Origin of the sequence: Flavobacterium sp. M31R6 (genome assembly GCF_013284035.1) — a bacterium.
In the GTDB taxonomy this organism is placed as follows: domain Bacteria; phylum Bacteroidota; class Bacteroidia; order Flavobacteriales; family Flavobacteriaceae; genus Flavobacterium.
Genome location: NZ_CP054141.1, coordinates 3126227 through 3146411, shown reverse-complemented (window position 1 = coordinate 3146411; position 20185 = coordinate 3126227). Strand labels below are relative to the sequence as shown.

Below are 20185 nucleotides of genomic sequence, written 5' to 3'. Positions count from 1 at the left end.
TGCTTATTTTTAGAAGCCGATTTGTTTATTTTTAATTGTAGTCACAATGAAAAAGCAATACTTATTAATTATTCTGATCTGTATTTCGGGTTTTCGATCATACGCCCAATTACAGATTTCTGCCAGCGGAACCAATTACCTTATAAATTTTGATGCTAATGTGGCGGGAGTTAACAACGGCGCTTTTCAGGGTACAGGTTTCAGTCCTACCCCAGTTGTAGGGCAATTAAATTCGAATGCCTGGTCAACCACAGGTATGTCAGAGGGTTCTTCTGGTTTTGGCGACACAAATACTACGGGTGATTTTTCCAGAGGAGTTAGCGAAGGAGAGATTGTTGACGGTGGTTTTTATGCCTTTGATGTTGCCGATAAAAATAAAACAAATTACACACTTGGTTTTCAGCCAACCCAAGATGATTTTACTCCCGGATCCATTACTTTAAAAATACAAAACACTACAGGGCAATATATAAATGCCATCAATTTGGCATTTAAGATCTGGGATTTTAATGATTTCGATTATTCTACAAAACTTAGTTTTGCCTATTCGTATGATAATATCACTTTTGTAGATGTACCAGTGCTTAACTACAGTTCACCGGCCGTATTTGTTGCGGATCCTTTTAAAGGTGGGCCAAAGTGGGAATCAAATGATATCGGAACAGTCATTAATGATTTGGCGGTTGCCAATAATGGTTTTTTTTATTTGCGTTGGACTTCTGATGATTCTAATACCTTAACAGCCGAACCCCGTGATGAAATAGCGCTTGATGAAATTAATGTAGTTGTGTCAACTGTTTCAAATCCGCCTCCATTGATTGAAAATGTAGTGTACACTAAGTACCCGACCACTAGTGATGCTATTACGATTACCGCCAATGTGAGCGATGTAAATGGAACCGTCTCCTCAGTGAAACTGAAATACGGAACAAGTACTGGTTTGTATACTGAAACTCCGCTTATGACCAATACTTCGGGGAATCAATATTCATATTCTATTCCTGCAAATACTTTTATTAATAACAGTTCAGTGTTTTTTGCGATTGAAGCGAGTGATAATGCGGCTGCTATTGGAGTTTCAAAAGAATATTCAGTTGCCGTGCGTAATGCGGTGACTACTACTTTGCCCTATACTGAACCCTTTGAAAGTAGCCTAGGTGATTGCTACCCAATTAGTGTTACGGGTTCCAAAAATAGCTGGTACTGGTTCAAAGAAAAAAAGGATAAAGTTGCCGAAGCCTCCGGGTACAATAGCGGCGAAGCAGAAGAAGACTGGCTTGTTTTACCCGGTTTTGATTTAAGTACAGGACTAACCGAAGTGATGGATTTTAAGACTTGGTATAACTATGGACTCGATGATGTAGGTACTTTTGATTTAATGTACTCGACGGATTACCCTGGAACAGGAAGTCCCGAAGGGTACACATGGATTTCACTCCCTTTTCAGAAACCACCAAGTAAAAAAGAATGGTACTATTCAGAATTAGTAGAACTTCCCCCTTTTATTAACGGTAGAGTTTACTTAGCCTTTAAATACACTAACCCGAACTACGAATACCGTACCTGGAGAGTAGATGATATTCACATTAGCAGCTCGAATGTTGCTTATCCGCAACCAACTAATTATCCAACAAATTTTACAGCAACAGCAGTAAGTGCCTCCGAAATTAGTACAACTTGGACAGATGCGTTAGGTCCTGATTTACCTTTTGGCTATCACATACAAGTGAATACAACCGGTGTTTTCACTCCACCTGTCGATGGTACTTCGGTTCCCCCAGATCCCGATTTGAGTGATGGAGTAGGCAGTGTAAATATTTTTCATGGAGGTTTTGAAGAGGCGTCATGGACTGGTTTGCTACCAAATACTACCTATTATTTTATTATATATTCTTATTCCAATTCGGGGGATTTAATCAATTTTAAAACAAATGGTACTCCACCAACAGCCAATGCAATCACCAACGCAGGAAGCAGCGCGCAAGAAGGAGATGTAATTATTACCGAATTTATGGCAGCCCCAGGAAGTGTTGATGATACTTATGGTGAGTGGTTCGAAATTTTTAATACAACCGCTGCAGATATAAATTTAAATGGTTGGCTGATTGAGAGTTTTGATGGTGTGAACAATATACAACACACCATTAGCGATCCAACATTAGTTATTAAGGCTAAAAGTTTTCTGGTACTTGGGATAAACCCAGATCCTATAACTAATGGTGGTGTACCTGTTGACTATACTTTTAAAGATATTTTCTTCGGTAACACGAATGACTACATACATATTCGTTCCGACAGCCGTCTTCTAATTGATCGTATTGATTGGGACTCATCTTTAGGTTGGGATATTAGAACCGGTCAATCGTTGATTTTTGTGGGCAATCCATTAACGGATGATAACAACGACGTGCTCAACTGGATTCCGTCTTTAGTTAGGGAGAAAGGGTACAATAATAGTACTCAAAGTGACTTAGGATCTCCTAGAACAAACGGCTTATTTCAAAACCTGATCGATTCGACCACCTGGACTGGAACCGGCAATTGGAGCGAAGGAAATAAACCTGGACAAACAAACTGGAGTAATGGTTCGCCTGGATCGAATGTGCAGGTAACCATTCAGGGAACTGCAACAATTGATTTGCCAAATGTTTTTCCAGCGAAATGCGGAAAATTAATCGTTGATCCCACAGGCACTGTGATTCTTCCACCCAAGAAAGCGCTTACCACTAAATGATAAATGGAGATACCAATGGAAAAAGTAACGAAAAAATATATTCTGGTCATTTTGTTGATGGGAATAGTCGTGCAAGGATGGTCGCAGGGAAAAGTAATTATTCAATCGGATGCAACGGGCACCGGAAGCTTAATTGTGGGATCACCAAACACATTGAGCGTTGAAGTAAACGGATTTATTCCAAGTTCGAATTGGCATGTTATTTCGCCATCGGCTACTGGTCAGCCATTGGGAACCTTTGTTAGTAGTAATGGAATAGTTAATAATGCAACTTTTGGGAATTATGATTTGTCTCCTTTAGACGAGGCATCAAATAATTGGACACCCTTTACACAGAGTTCCAATAACAGTTCTATGGTAGTTGGAAAAGGATACGCAATACGAAAAACCGCCACAGGTGCAGTAACTTTCTCAGGAACAATAAATACCGGAACAATCGCAGTTCCAATCACAAAAAGCAACTTGGGTTGGAATGCAGTTGGTAATCCGTATACTTCAGCATTAAAAATTAAGGGAGCCGATGGGTTTCTAACCAAAAACCAGTCAGCGATGGATCCAAGCTTTTCAGGGGTTTACATCTGGAGTCAGTCGCTGGGACAATATGTTGTTATTACTCAGGCTGGTTATGCTTTTCCTGCACCTGGAGGGGAAACCGAACTTAATCAGAGTGATATCGCAGTAGGGCAGGGATTTGTAGTAAAGGCAATTGCAAATGGAACAGTTACTTTTGATAACTTAATGCAAGAACATTCATCTATAAGTGGAATATCCTATTTATCAGATTCTAGTTCATGGCCTGCAATTAGGATAACAGTTACTGATGATAAGAAAAGAAGCAGTACAGTTGTTGCATTTAATAATGAAATGAAAAAAGATTTGGATCCGGCGTATGATGCAGGTATGTTCAAAATGAATGATGGAATGGATCTTTATACGCAGTTGCTTGATGACAATGGTGTTGATTTTGCGGTTCAATGTCTACCGCTAAAGGATTATCAAAGCTACCGAATTCCGTTGGGGCTAGATTGTCCTGGAGGTGGAGAGGTTCGGTTTACTGCAGAAACTATTGATTTGCCAAAAGGAATGGAGTTCTATCTTGAAGATAAAATGACAGGCGTTTTATCAAGAATTGATCGCAGTAAAGAGGGGTACTCGGTAAAGCTCCCAAATAAATTTAAAGGAACAGGACGATTTTACTTGCTAGCACGACAAACTGGTTTTAAGTAATAAAGAGTTAGAACAATAATCATTCAATGTTTGTGCGATTGATGAAAGAAATAGTATCAATGGTGATTTTGCAGATCCGACCATTATTATAATCAAGCATTTAATTGTTACTATATAAATACACTTTTATAAGTTTTATATTTTGAATAAAAGAGAAATGGATAGGCTACAGAAATACAATAGAGCAACTTTGGTAGGTCATTTATTGATTCCTATCGTGGCTGCTATTTGTTTTTCGGTATACAGGCTTTTGTTGAAGAACTATGGCCCCGCATTTTTGTTGGTTGTTTTTGTAAGTTTTACGCTTCATTTTCTATTCACTTTAAATACTGAAAGCATATGAGACGACTTATATTTACCTCAAAAAAGCATTTTTATTTTCTGATTGTATTGATGAGCCTATTATTTGGATTAGGGAGTGCCGAGGCTGCGACAATAACAAGTACAGCGACTGGAGGTAACTGGAATGTTGCAGGAACTTGGGTTGGAGGAGTTGTACCTGCTAATGGTGATACAGTTGTAATTGCTACAACTGGAGCCAATTCGGTAGTATTAGTAGGCACTATTAGTTGTGCGGGAATTACGATCAATTCGGGTGCTACGCTGAATGTAAACACAAGACGTATTACAATTAATGGTCCATTCACAAACAATGGTACCGTTTCAGTTTCAACCGGAAGATTAACACAAGCAGGAACCAGTGATTTCACGAATAGTGGAACTTTAACCTATACTGGAGCCGGTAGAGTCTCTTTTACAGGAAACGTTACTAATACTGGAACAATGACATTGGGAAATGCATCAGTAAGATTTGTTGGTGCAAACTCCGCTTCCAATACTTGTTCCGGTTTTACAACAACTGGGGCTGTCCTTTGGCAAAGAACAGCGGGTACTGTTACTATGACTGGTAATAGTAATGGAGCTAGCTTAAGCATTAGTGGAAATGGAGGTACGTTAAATTTGGGAACTGGATTAACTCATACTTTTACTGGAACTTGGACAAGAACAAATGGAACTTTGAATGGGGGTTCAAGCCTATTGAGAATTGGGGGTAGTGTGGCTGGTACGGGTGGAGGAACTTTTACTGCTGGAACTGGTACTGTGGAATATTTTGGAGTTGCTCAAACAGCTGCAGTTGTTACTTATAATAACCTTACTGTTTCGGGAACATTAGCAAAGACATTTGTTACAACACCAACAGTAAATGGTATTCTTTCGATGGAAGGGACAACAGCAGCAGTAGTTGTAACAACTGGAGTTGTAACTTACGGCTCAAATGCTACTTTACAATACAATAAAACAGCTGCATATACAACCACACTAGAAGAATTTCCTGCTACTTTCTCTGGGTCAGGCGGAGTGATTATTAAGGGTGCTGGAACAATAAGCTTGGATGCTGCAAAAATACTCAATTGCGGAGTTCCATTAAATATAAATGCTGGAGCGACACTCACAACAAATAACAATGTAATAGTACTTGGTGGCAATTTTACCCAAAACGGTACTTTCAATGCTGGGAGTTCAAATATTACTATCAACTGTAACTTAAGTCAAAGCATTTCGGGATTCACGACCACAGGTTTTGTTTCGATGATAAAAAATGGAGGGACAGCCACATTTACAGGAAATGTAAATGCTGGTGCTTTGACTATTAACGGTACAGGTGGAGGTTCTTTGAATCTGGGTGCTTCGTTGATACATACTTTTACAGGCGATATTACTCTAACTGCTGGAAGCGGAAGCTTGAACGGTGGCAGTAGTTTAATTAATGCGAATTCTGCAACTGCTTCTGCCTGGAATGGCACCGGAACCGTTTTTAGTGCGGGCACTGGAACCGTTAATTTTGGCGCAGCCGGCACACAAACACTCTCTGCCACAACTACTACTTTTAATAATCTCACTGTTTCCAATTCGGGGTTAAAAACTTTTTCGAGTACACCAACCGTAAACGGAATTCTCTCGATGGAAGGCACCGCTACTGTTTCTGCTGCACCAACGTATGGTGCAAATGCTACACTTCATTATAATACAGCAACCTCAAGAACAGCAGGTGTTGAATGGATAACTCCATTTGTTGCCTCGGGAGGGGTAATTATTGCAAATACTGGTACAATTACGATGAATGCTGCAAAAGTATTCAACTCAACGGCAGCGCTTACTGTAAACAGCGGATCTGCATTATCTATATCAACCTTTTTACTCACCTTAAATGGAAATTTTGTTAATAACGGCGGAACTGCAAGCGGTACAGGTGGAGTAACTATAACTGGTACAGCAACCCAAAGTATAGGTGCATTTACAACTACTGGGACTGTTTTAATGACCAAAACTGGAGGTGTTGCAACCTTGACAGGAAATGTTAATGGAGGACCATTGACAATTAATGGAGCAGGCGGAACTTTAAATTTAGGTGTTGGTTTGACGCATACATTTATCGGAGATGTATCCCTTACTGCCGGAGTACTCAATGGAGGTAGTAGTGCATTAAATGTGAATTCATCAACTACGACTGCCTGGAATGGAACTGGTAGTGTGTTTACAGCTAATGCTGGAACGGTGAATTTTGGTGCTTCTGGAAATCAAACTGTTGCGGCAAATTCAACGTTTTATAATCTTGCCTTTTCAGGTTCAGGAACTAAAACTATAACGAATGTTACTACAATAAATAATAACTTTTCTGTAAGTGGTACGGCTGTTGTCAATCTTGGAAACGGAGCTGTTGACCATACGGCAAAGTCACTTACTTTAGGAGGAATAAATCAGTCTTCAGGAACTTGGGGTGGGACTGCTGCCACTCCAAATTTTGTTAATGACAGCTATTTTCTTTCAACTGCAACCCGTGCCTTGAATATTAACTGTACTGCTCCAGTTGCCCCTACAAGTGGAGGGGATAAAACTATTTGCAGTGGTCAGACAATACCAACACTTTCGGTTACGGTTGCAAGTGGAACTGCCGATTGGTACGATCAAGCCAGCGGAGGGACCTTGTTACAAGGAAATTCTTTAACTTATACTCCAACTGCAGCGGGAACCTATTATGCTGAAACTGATAACTTAGGATGTTTAAGTCCAACCCGCACTGCTGTTATACTAACAATTAATACTACGCCAACAATACCTGTTTTAACCGGAAGTGCTATTTGTGTCAGTCCTGGAGGAAATGGAACCATCAAAACTGCAACATCCGAAAATAGTGTAAACTATCAATTATATGATTCAAGTAATACCGCTATTCAAGCTTCTAAACCAGGTACTGGTAGTGCATTAACCTGGACGGGTATTTCTGTAGCCAATGGCTACTATGTAATAGCAACAAATCCAGCTGGTCCCTGTACTTCGACTAGCAATACGGTTAATGTAATTTCAAATCCAAATCCGATAGCTCTTTCTCTGTCAGGAATTACTATTTGTGCCAGTCCCGGCGGAGACGGAGTAATAACTTCCACAACTTCGGTTATAGGAGTCAGCTATCAATTGTATGATGGTAGTAATAATCTTTTACAGGCAGCACAAGTTGGTACTGGAGCTGGGCTTTCCTGGTTAAGTCTGAATGCAGGCACTGGTTACTATGTAATTGGAACTAATTCGACAACAGGCTGTATTTCTCCAAATAGTAATGCGGTGGCCATCACAACCACACCAAATCCTGTAGCTCTTGTTTTGACAGGTAGTACAATTTGTGTTAGTCCAGGGGATAATGGAACAATCACTTCATCAACTTCGGTTTCTGGAGTAGATTATCAATTGTTTGATAATGGCGACAATGAGGTTGGAACTCCACTTTCAGGAACTGGATCAGGGCTTATTTGGACGAACCTCATACCTGATACTGGGTATTATGTAGTGGGCACTAATGCAACTTTTTGTGATTCCCCAAGTAGCAATACGGTTGATGTTACAATTACACCCAATCCCATTAATAAAACAGTTGCTGCTACATTATCTTCGGTTTGTGAAGGAAGTGGAACAAATATAACAGTAGCAGCTTCAGTCAATACAGTGACTTATCAGTTGAGAAATAACACTGGAAACATCAATATTGGAAGTCCGGTTACTGGTACAGGAGGTACTATAAATCTACCTACTGGAAATCTGGTAGTTTCGACTACATTTAATGTTTTAGCTACTACAACGTCAACGGGATGTACAACTCAAATGAGTAATACACCCACTGTTACAGTAAATTCTACCTCCACAATAGTTTTAACAAGTGGTACACAAAACCAAACAGTTTGTTCAGGAACAGCGATTACTTCAACCGTTTATACTTTTGGAGGAAGTGCAACCAATGCAGCTGTCAGTAATTTACCTGCGGGACTTACTTCAGCGGTTGATACCATCAATAAAACAGTGACTATAGCTGGAACGCCAACTACCAACGGGACTTACACCATCACAACAAGTGGTCATGTCGCACCTTGCACCGCCGCAACAATAGGAGGTACAATGACGGTAAACCCAGCATCCACAATTGTTTTAACAAGTGGTACACAGAACCAAACAGCTTGTACAGGAACAGCGATTACTTCAACCGTTTATTCTTTCGGAGGAAGCGCAACCAATGCAACTGTCAGTAATTTACCTGCCGGACTTACTTCAGCGGTTGATACCACCAATAAAACAGTGACCATAGCTGGAACACCAACTGCCAACGGGACTTACACCATCACAACAAGTGGTCATACCGCACCTTGCACTGCCGCAACAATAGGAGGTACAATTACTGTTAATTCTAACTTAACACCAACATTCACTCAGGTTGCACCTATTTGTTCTGGAGCAACTTTGTCGGCCCTGCCAACCACATCAAATAACGGCATAACGGGAACATGGTCGCCTGCTTTGAACAATACAGCTACGACGACTTATACATTTACACCAACAGCTGGCCAGTGCGCCACAACTGCTACAATGACAATTACCGTCAACCCGAACTTGACACCAACAGTTTCAATAGCAGCCAATCCTTCGGGAGCAATTTGTGCAGGATCGAGTGTTACTTTCACTGCTACAGCGGGTAATACAGGCGGAGGAACAATAAACTACGATTTTAAAGTAGGTGGTGTTAGTGTTCAAAGCAGTGCGTCGGACACCTACGCAAGTACAACATTGGCTGATGGCAATGTAGTTACCTGCGACATCACGGTAAGTGGAGGAGCCTGTTTAACCGCTACAACCGCGACTTCGAACACCATCACCATAACATTTCATCCTCCATTTACAGCAGGAGCAATTGCAAATACGGGTGAAACGATTTGTTCGGGGAATATACCAACCCTTACAATTGGAAGTACAACCGACGCCAGCGGTGGCGACAATTCTATTATTTATCAATGGCAGTATAGTACTGATAGTAGTTTTTTAACTGATGTAACAACAATTTCTGATAGCAATTATGATCCAAATTCGCCACCTCCACCAGGCCGATCGGGGTCGGTTAATGGGGCTACTTATTTGCCAACGCAAACATTGGCACAAACTACATACTATCGTCGTCAGGCAAAGGATGGAAGTTGCAATACTACATTTACAAGTTCATCCCAAGTATGGACTGTAACTGTCAATCTAGCACCCGATCTTTTAAACTTCTCAACTGACGCTTCCGATGCCTGCGCAGGTTTACTATCTCAAATAACTATTTCTTCAACAACACTTGCCGATGGAAATTATAATGTGACTTATGTATTGTCTGGTGCAAATTCAGGTACTGAAACCAAAAGTGTTGCATTTAGTGGGGTTAGTGGGACTTTCAACACAGTACCATTAAATATTTCTGGTAATACAACAATTACAATTACCAATATCGAAAGTGGCGGATGCAGTACAGTGCCTACCACCGGCCAGTCCGATATTTTTGTGGTTAATGAAGTTGTTACTGCATCTGTTTCCATTTCAACAGATTCTGACATTGTTTGCTCTTCGCCTTCAACTAAAACTTTTACGGCAACCACTATAAATGGTGGGCCATTTACCTTATACGAATGGAAAGTAAATGGTGCTATTATTGCTAATTCAATCAGTAATGTTTTTACCTATTCCGTTTCTGTGGGTGATAAAGTAGTGTGTGATGCGACCTCTATTAAGCCTTGTGCGATCCCAAAACCAGCGACGAGTAACGAAATAACAATGGTAGTCGACACCATAGTTCCAATCATTAGCTGTCCTGCAGTTGTTACTGTTTCGGCTGATGCAGGTTTTTGTACAGCTTCGAATGTTTCGCTTGGAAATGCACTCACAACCGACAATTGTGGTGTGGATACATTAACAAATGATGCTCCTGCCAATTTTCCAATTGGAACAACAACCGTTACCTGGACGGTAACGGATGTTAATAATAATCAAGCTAGCTGTACCCAAATCGTAACGGTAACCGATACCGAAAAACCAGTGATCACTTGTCCTACCGATGTAAGCGTAGTCGCCGATGCTGGATTGTGTACCGCTTCCGCTGTGGCTTTAGGTACTGCAACGGCAACCGATAATTGTTCAACAGGAGCCGCTTTGGTAATCAGCAATGATGCGCCACCAACATTCAATATTGGAACAACAACGGTAACCTGGACAGCAACCGATGCGGTGGGCAACACCCAAACTTGTACGCAAACCGTAACAGTAACCGATACTGAAAAACCAACCGTCACTTGCCCTTCGAATGTGAGTGTAGCAGCCGATGCAGGATTATGTACTGCTTCTGGTGTGGCTTTGGGCACTCCAATCGTAACCGATAATTGTTCAACAGGAGCCAATTTGGTTATCACCAATGATGCTGTTGAGCCATTCAATATTGGAACCTCTACAGTAACCTGGACAGCAATCGATGCGGCGGGCAACACCCAAACTTGTACGCAAACCGTAACGGTAAGTGATACCGAAAAACCAGTGATCACTTGTCCTACCGATGTAAGCGTAACAGCCGATGCAGGATTATGTACTGCTTCTGGTGTGGCTTTGGGCACTCCAACCGTAACCGATAATTGTTCAACGGGAGTCGATTTGGTTATCACCAATGATGCTCCAATCACATTCCCATTAGGAGCAACCACAATAACCTGGACCGCAACCGATGTAGCAGGAAATACCGCTACTTGCCAACAAATCGTAACGGTAACCGATACCGAAAAACCAGTGATCACTTGTCCTACCGATGTAAGCGTAGTCGCCGATGCTGGATTGTGTAATGCTTCTGGTGTGGCTTTGGGCACTCCAACCGCAGCCGATAATTGTTCAACAGGAGCCAATTTGGTTATCACCAATGATGCTCCAACCACATTCAATATTGGAACCACGACAGTGACTTGGACAGCAACCGATGCAGCAGGAAATACCGCTACTTGCCAACAAAGCGTAACAGTAACCGATACCGAAAAACCAACGATCACTTGCCCAGCTAATGTAAGCGTTGCAGCCGATGCCGGAGTATGTACGGCAACAGGTGTGGCTTTAGGTACTGCAACGGCAGCCGATAATTGTTCAACAGGAGCTGCTTTGGTAATCAGCAATGATGCGCCACCAACATTTAATATTGGAACAACAACGGTAACCTGGACTGCAACCGATGCGGCGGGCAACACCCAAAGCTGTACCCAAATCGTAACGGTAACCGATACCGAAAAACCAACCATCACTTGTCCGATTAATGTCAATGTAGTCGCCGATGCTGGATTGTGTACTGCTTCCGCTGTGGCTTTAAGTACTGCAACCGCAACCGATAATTGTTCAACAGGAGCTACTTTGGTAATCAGCAATGATGCGCCACCAATATTCAATATTGGAACAACAACGGTAACCTGGACAGCCACTGATGCGGCAGGCAACACCCAAAGCTGTACGCAAAGCGTAACGGTAACCGATACCGAAAAACCAACCATCACTTGTCCGATTAATGTCAATGTAGTCGCCGATGCTGGATTGTGTACCGCTTCCGCTGTGGCTTTAGGTACTGCAACAGCAACCGATAATTGTTCAACAGGAGCTGCTTTGGTAATCACCAACGATGCGCCACCAACATTCAATATTGGAACAACAACGGTAACCTGGACAGCCACTGATGCGGCAGGCAACACCCAAAACTGTACGCAAAGCGTAACGGTAAGCGATACCGAAAAACCAACGATCACTTGCCCTGCTAATGTCAGCGTTGCAGCCGATGCAGGATTATGTACGGCAACAGGCGTGGCTTTGGGCACTCCAACCGTAACCGATAATTGTTCAACGGGAGTCGATTTGGTTATCACCAATGATGCTGTTGAGCCATTCAATATTGGAACCACGACAGTAACCTGGACCGCAACCGATGCAGCGGGCAACACCCAAACTTGTACGCAAAGCGTAACAGTAACCGATACCGAAAAACCAACGATTACTTGCCCTTCGAATGTGAGTGTAGTAGCCGATGCAGGATTGTGTACTGCAACTGGTGTGGCTTTAGGTACTCCAACAGCAACCGACAATTGTTCGACAGGAGCCGCTTTGGTAATCACCAATGATGCTGTTGAGCCATTCAATATTGGAACAACAATAGTGACTTGGACCGCAACCGATGCAGCAGGAAATACCACTACTTGCCAACAAACCGTAACGGTAAGCGATACCGAAAAACCAACGATTACTTGCCCTTCGAATGTGAGTGTAGTAGCCGATGCAGGATTATGTGCTGCAACTGGTGTGGCTTTGGGCACTCCAACCGCAGCCGATAATTGTTCAACGGGAGTCGATTTGGTTATCACCAATGATGCTCCAATCACATTCCCATTAGGAGCAACCACAATAACCTGGACCGCAACCGATACAGCGGGTAATAAAGCTACCTGTACCCAAACCGTAACGGTAACCGACACCGAAAAACCAACCATCACTTGCCCAGCCAATGTCAGCGTTGCAGCCGATGCCGGATTATGTACGGCAACTAGTGTGACTTTAGGAACAGCAACAGCAACCGATAATTGTTCGTCAGGAGTAGCTTTGGTAATCACCAATGATGCTGTTGAACCATTTAATATTGGAACCTCCATAGTTACCTGGACCGCAACCGATGCGGCGGGCAACACAGCTACCTGTACCCAAACCGTAACGGTAACTGATGCTGAAAAACCAACCATCACTTGCCCAGCCAATGTCAGCGTTGCAGCCGATGCCGGATTATGTACGGCAACTAGTGTGACTTTAGGAACAGCAACAGCAACCGATAATTGTTCGTCAGGAGTAGCTTTGGTAATCACCAATGATGCTGTTGAACCATTCAATATTGGAACAACAACGGTAACCTGGACAGCCACTGATGCGGCAGGCAACACCCAAAGCTGTACGCAAAGCGTAACGGTAACCGATACCGAAAAACCAACGATTACTTGCCCTTCGAATGTGAGTGTAGTAGCCGATGCAGGATTATGTACTGCTTCTGGTGTGGCTTTAAGTACTGCAACCGCAACCGATAATTGTTCAACGGGAGTCGATTTGGTTATCACCAATGATGCACCAACAATATTCAATATTGGAACCACGACAGTGACTTGGACCGCAACCGATGCAGCAGGAAATACCGCTACTTGCCAACAAAGCGTAACGGTAAGCGATACCGAAAAACCAACCATCACTTGTCCAATTAATGTCAATGTAGTCGCCGATGCTGGATTGTGTACTGCAAATGGTGTGGCTTTGGGCACTCCAACCGTAACCGATAATTGTTCAACAGGAGCCGATTTGGTTATCACCAATGATGCTGTTGAACCATTCAATATTGGAACAACAACAGTTACCTGGACCGCCACCGATGCGGCGGGCAACACCCAAACGTGTACGCAAATCGTAACGGTAAGCGACACCGAAAAACCAACGATCACTTGTCCTGCCGATGTAAATGCGGTAGCCGATGCGGGATTATGTACGGCAAGTGGCGTAGCTTTAGGCACTCCAACGGCAACCGATAATTGTTCGTCAGGAGTCGCTTTGGTAATCACCAATGACGCGCCAGCAACATTCTTAATTGGAACCACCACGGTAACCTGGACCGCCACCGATGCGGCGGGCAACACCCAAACGTGTACGCAAATCGTAACGGTAAGCGACACCGAAAAACCAACGATCACTTGTCCTGCCGATGTAAATGCGGTAGCCGATGCGGGATTATGTACGGCAAGTGGCGTAGCTTTAGGCATTCCAACGGCAAGCGATAATTGTTCGACAGGATCCGCTTTGGTCATCACCAATGATGCTCCAGCAACATTCTTAAGTGGAACCACCACGGTAACCTGGACCGCCACCGATGCGGCGGGCAACACCCAAAACTGTACGCAAATCGTAACGGTAAGCGACACCGAAAAACCAACGATCACTTGCCCAGCCGATGTAAATGCGGTAGCCGATGCGGGATTATGTACGGCAAGTGGCGTAGCTTTAGGCATTCCAACGGCAAGCGATAATTGTTCGTCAGGATCCGCTTTGGTCATCACCAATGATGCTCCAGCAACATTCCCGTCAGGGACCACCACGGTAACCTGGACCGCCACCGATGCGGCGGGCAACACCCAAAACTGTACCCAAATCGTAACGGTAAGCGACACCGAAAAACCAACAATCACTTGTCCTGCCGATGTCAGCGTTGCAGCCGATGCGGGATTATGTACGGCAAGTGGCGTAGCTTTAGGCACTCCAACGGCAAGCGACAATTGTTCGGCAGGAGCCGCTTTGGTCATCACCAATGATGCTCCAGCAACATTCTTAATTGGAACCACCACGGTAACCTGGACCGCCACCGATGCGGCGAGCAACACCCAAAGCTGTACGCAAATCGTAACGGTAAGCGACACCGAAAAACCAACAATCACTTGTCCTGCCAATGTCAGCGTTGCAGCCGATGCGGGATTATGTACGGCAAGTGGCGTGGCTTTAGGCATTCCAACGGCAAGCGATAATTGTTCGTCAGGAGCCGCTTTGGTCATCACCAATGATGCGCCAACAACATTCCCGTCAGGAACCACCACGGTTACCTGGACCGCCACCGATGCGGCGGGCAACACCCAAACTTGTACCCAAACTGTAACGGTAAGCGACACCGAAAAACCAGCAATCACTTGCCCAGCTAATGTAAGCGTAGTCGCCGATGCCGGATTATGTACGGCAAGTGGCGTAGCTTTAGGCACTCCAACGGCAACCGACAATTGTTCGACAGGATCCGCTTTGGTCATCACCAATGATGCTCCAGCAACATTCCCGTCAGGAACCACCACGGTAACCTGGACCGCCACCGATGCGGCGGGCAACACCCAAACGTGTACGCAAATCGTAACGGTAAGCGACACCGAAAAACCAACAATCACTTGTCCTGCCAATGTCAGCGTTGCAGCCGATACGGGAGTATGTACGGCAAGTGGCGTAGCTTTAGGCATTCCAACGGCAAGCGATAATTGTTCGTCAGGAGCCGCTTTGGTAATCACCAATGACGCGCCAGCAACATTCTTAATTGGAACCACCACGGTAACCTGGACCGCCACCGATGCAGCGGGCAACACCCAAAGCTGTACCCAAATCGTAACGGTAAGCGACACCGAAAAACCAACAATCACTTGTCCTGCCAATGTCAGCGTTGCAGCCGATGCGGGATTATGTACGGCAAGTGGCGTGGCTTTAGGCATTCCAACGGCAAGCGATAATTGTTCGTCAGGAGCCGCTTTGGTCATCACCAATGACGCGCCAGCAACATTCCCGTCAGGGACCACCACGGTAACCTGGACCGCCACCGATGCGGCGGGCAACACCCAAAACTGTACCCAAATCGTAACGGTAAGCGACACCGAAAAACCAACAATCACTTGTCCTGCCGATGTCAGCGTTGCAGCCGATGCGGGATTATGTACGGCAAGTGGCGTAGCTTTAGGCACTCCAACGGCAAGCGACAATTGTTCGGCAGGATCCGCTTTGGTCATCACCAATGATGCTCCAGCAACATTCTTAATTGGAACCACCACGGTAACCTGGACCGCCACCGATGCGGCGGGCAACACCCAAACGTGTACGCAAATCGTAACGGTAAGCGACACCGAAAAACCAACGATCACTTGTCCTGCCGATGTAAATGCGGTAGCCGATGCGGGATTATGTACGGCAAGTGGCGTAGCTTTAGGCACTCCAACGGCAACCGACAATTGTTCGTCAGGAGTAGCTTTGGTCATCAGCAATGATGCGCTACCAACATTCAATATTGGAACAACAACGGTAACCTGGACAGCCACTGATGCGGCAGGCAACACCCAAAGCTGTACGCAAAGCGTAACGGTAACCGATACCGAAAAACCAACCATCACTTGTCCGATTAATGTCAATGTAGTCGCCGATGCTGTATTGTGTACCGCTTCCGCTGTGGCTTTAGGTACTGCAACAGCAACCGATAATTGTTCAACAGGAGCCAATTTGGTTATCACCAATGATGCACCAACAATATTCAGTATTGGAACAACAATAGTGACTTGGACAGCAACCGATGCAGCAGGAAATACCGCTACTTGCCAACAAACCGTAACAGTAACCGATACCGAAAAACCAGTGATCACTTGTCCTACCGATGTAAGCGTAGTCGCCGATGCAGGAGTATGTACTGCAACTGGTGTGGCTTTAGGCACTCCAACCGTAACCGATAATTGTTCAACAGGAGCCGCTTTGGTAATCACCAATGATGCGCCACCAACATTCAATATTGGAACCACGACAGTGACTTGGACCGCAACCGATGCAGCAGGAAATACCACTACTTGCCAACAAAGCGTAACAGTAAGCGATACTGAAAAACCAACGATCACTTGCCCTTCGAATGTGAGTGTACTAGCCGATGCAGGATTATGTACGGCAACAGGTGTGGCTTTAGGTACAGCAACGGCAACAGATAATTGTTCGTCAGGAGCCGCTTTGGTAATCACCAATGACGCGCCAGGTACATTCAATATTGGAACAACAACAGTTACCTGGACAGCCACCGATGCGGCGGGCAACACCCAAAGCTGTACCCAAACCGTAACGGTAACCGACACCGAAAAACCAACCATCACTTGCCCTTCGAATGTGAGTGTAGTAGCCGATGCAGGAGTATGTACTGCAACTGGTGTGGCTTTAGGCACTCCAACCGTAACCGATAATTGTTCAACAGGAGTCGATTTGGTTATCACCAATGATGCACCAACAATATTCAGTATTGGAACAACAATAGTGACTTGGACAGCAACCGATGCAGCAGGAAATACCGCTACTTGCCAACAAAGCGTAACAGTAACCGATACCGAAAAACCAACGATTACTTGCCCTTCGAATGTGAGTGTACTAGCCGATGCAGGATTATGTACGGCAACAGGTGTGGCTTTAGGTACAGCAACGGCAACAGATAATTGTTCGTCAGGAGCCGCTTTGGTAATCACCAATGACGCGCCAGGTACATTCAATATTAGAACAACAACAGTTACCTGGACAGCCACCGATGCGGCGGGCAACACCCAAAGCTGTACCCAAACCGTAACAGTAACCGATACCGAAAAACCAACCATCACTTGCCCTTCGAATGTGAGTGTAGTAGCCGATGCAGGATTGTGTACTGCTTCTGGTGTGGATTTGGGCACTCCAACTACAGCCGATAATTGTTCAACGGGAGTCGATTTGGTTATCACCTATGATGCACCAACAATATTCAATATTGGAACCACGACAGTAACCTGGACAGCAACCGATGCAGCAGGAAATACCGCTACTTGCCAACAAAGCGTAACGGTAAGAGATACCGAAAAACCAACGATTACTTGCCCTTCGAATGTGAGTGTAGCAGCCGATGCAGGATTATGTACTGCTTCCGCTGTGGCTTTAAGTACTGCAACGGCAACCGATAATTGTTCAACAGGAGCTACTTTGGTAATCAGCAATGATGCGCCACCAACATTCAATATTGGAACAACAACGGTAACCTGGACAGCCACTGATGCGGCGGGCAACACCCAAACTTGTACGCAAAGCGTAACAGTAACCGATACCGAAAAACCAACGATTACTTGCCCTTCGAATGTGAGTGTAGTAGCCGATGCAGGATTGTGTACTGCTTCTGGTGTGGCTTTGGGCACTCCAACCGCAGCCGATAATTGTTCAACGGGAGTCGATTTGGTTATCACCTATGATGCACCAACAATATTCAATATTGGAACAACAATAGTAACCTGGACAGCGACCGATGCGGCAGGCAACACCCAAAGCTGTACCCAAACCGTAACGGTAACCGACACCGAAAAACCAACCATCACTTGCCCTTCGAATGTGAGTGTAGTAGCCGATGCAGGATTATGTACTGCTTCTGGTGTGGCTTTGGGCACTCCAAACGCAGCCGATAATTGTTCAACGGGAGTCGATTTGGTTATCACCAATGATGCTGTTGAGCCATTCAATATTGGAACCACGACAGTAACCTGGACAGCAACCGATGCGGCGGGCAACACCCAAACTTGTACGCAAATAGTTTCTGTTTTAGGTATAGTCGATGCTGTTAATGATACAGCAGGTCCTATTAATGGATTAAATGGAGGAGATGCGGGTATAAATATCTTGGATAATGATATTTTAAATTGTTTAGCATTAATACCTTCACAAGTAACAATCACTTCTACACCAACTGCAGAATTATTGGTTAACAATGATGGTTCTGTAACCGTAAGACCAGGTACACCAGCAGGTATGTACACTATAAATTACCAGATTTGCGAAATACTAAACCCTGCCAATTGTGATACGGCAACAGTAACAGTTGTCGTAACAACAATTGATGCAGTAAATGATGCGCCAACAACAGTAAATGGAACATCAGGTGGCACAACACCAAGTGTATTTGCTAATGATACCTTAAATGGTTTATCATTTTTGCCAGCAGATGTTATTTTAACTTCTCAGCCATTAGCATCAGGATTAACACTAAATTCTGACGGAACTATAACTGTCTCGCCAGGAACAGCTTTGGGAACATATCCAGTAACCTATACTATTTGTCAAGCAGCAAATCCAATAATTTGTGATACGGCAACAACAAATGTAATAGTAACTGCAAGTACAGCTTCTCCAAATATGAGTTTAACTAAAGAAGGAACTTATGTAGACAGTAACGGAGATGGGAAAACAAATGTAGGTGATACGGTTTTTTATAATTTTGTTGTTACAAATACTGGAAATGTAGCGCTTTCTAATATTATTGTTACAGATATTAATGCAACAGTATTAGGAGGTCCTATAGATACTCTTGCTGTTGGAGCTTCAAACGCTACAGCCTTTACAGGGATTCATAATATTACGCAAGCAGATATCGATACGGGTCAGGTGGACAATCTTGCTTTGGCTTCAGGTAATGCCCCTGTAGGCCCGCCAATAAGTGCTTCTTCAACAGATCCAACACCTTGCGTAACATGTACTCCAATTGATCCAAATTGTAGTTCTTGTACTATCGTACTATTAAGCAATTCTCCAAGTATTTCATTGATCAATAAAGCTGAATTTAATGATAGTAATAGAGATGGAATAGCACAAGTAGGGGAAACAATTATCTATAAATATACAGTTACAAATACTGGTAATGTAACACTATCAAACATTACAATTTCGGACCTATTACCAGGTGTTATAATCACGGGAGGACCAATTGTTCTTGCACCTGAGCAATCAGATTCAGTTACTTTTGTAGGTACTTATACACTTGTATTACAAGATTTATTGAATGGAAGTGTGACAAATCAATCAATTGTTTCAGCTATAGATACTGAAGGAAATTCAATTAGTGATTTATCAGACAACGATGATGGTTTTGGTGATGATCCAACTGTTATTGAAATTAATGGATGTGAGATAAAAGTGTATAATGCTCTAAGTCCAAATGATAGCCCAGGTAGTAACGATGCTTTGATTATTAGTGGAATTGAATGCTATCCTAATAATTCAGTAGAAATTTATAACCGATGGGGCGCTTTAGTTTTCGAAGCAAAAGGATATGATAATGTTACAAATGTTTTTAAAGGAGTTTCTGAAGGAAAAGGAACTATTGGTAAAGATTCTAACTTGCCTGACGGAACCTACTTCTATCTTTTAAAATATTCGAATTCAACTGGTGATAGTTTCCATAAAACAGGTTATTTGTATATTAAAAATTAATGGACTTGGTCTAATTGGTCTTTATTTTTAAATTGAATATAATCCCTATTGATATTGTTGATAAAGTTGTCA

3 protein-coding genes are annotated in these 20185 nt (G+C 43.6%); all 3 read left to right on the top strand.

Annotation, left to right across the window (positions count from 1 at the left end; all coding sequences use genetic code 11):
* Nucleotides 1-46 precede the first annotated feature (46 nt).
* Nucleotides 47-2734, top strand: coding sequence for a lamin tail domain-containing protein (locus HQN62_RS12845; RefSeq protein WP_173504655.1), 2688 nt, complete (start codon nt 47-49; stop codon nt 2732-2734).
* 15 nt (nt 2735-2749) lie between these two features.
* Nucleotides 2750-3961, top strand: a complete 1212-nt coding sequence (locus HQN62_RS12840) for a hypothetical protein (RefSeq protein WP_173504654.1) — start codon at nt 2750-2752, stop codon at nt 3959-3961.
* Between the two features lie 339 nt (nt 3962-4300).
* Nucleotides 4301-20113, top strand: a complete 15813-nt coding sequence (locus tag HQN62_RS12835; protein WP_173504653.1) for an HYR domain-containing protein — start codon at nt 4301-4303, stop codon at nt 20111-20113.
* The last annotated feature ends 72 nt before the right edge of the window (nt 20114-20185 follow it).

Bases quoted from the DNA above. Each gene is read 5' to 3' on its own strand.
- HQN62_RS12845 (WP_173504655.1), top strand. From the start codon at position 47: ATGAAAAAGCAATACTTATTAATTATTCTGATCTGTATTTCGGGTTTT.
- HQN62_RS12840 (WP_173504654.1), top strand. From the start codon at position 2,750: ATGGAAAAAGTAACGAAAAAATATATTCTGGTCATTTTGTTGATGGGA.
- HQN62_RS12835 (WP_173504653.1), top strand. From the start codon at position 4,301: ATGAGACGACTTATATTTACCTCAAAAAAGCATTTTTATTTTCTGATT.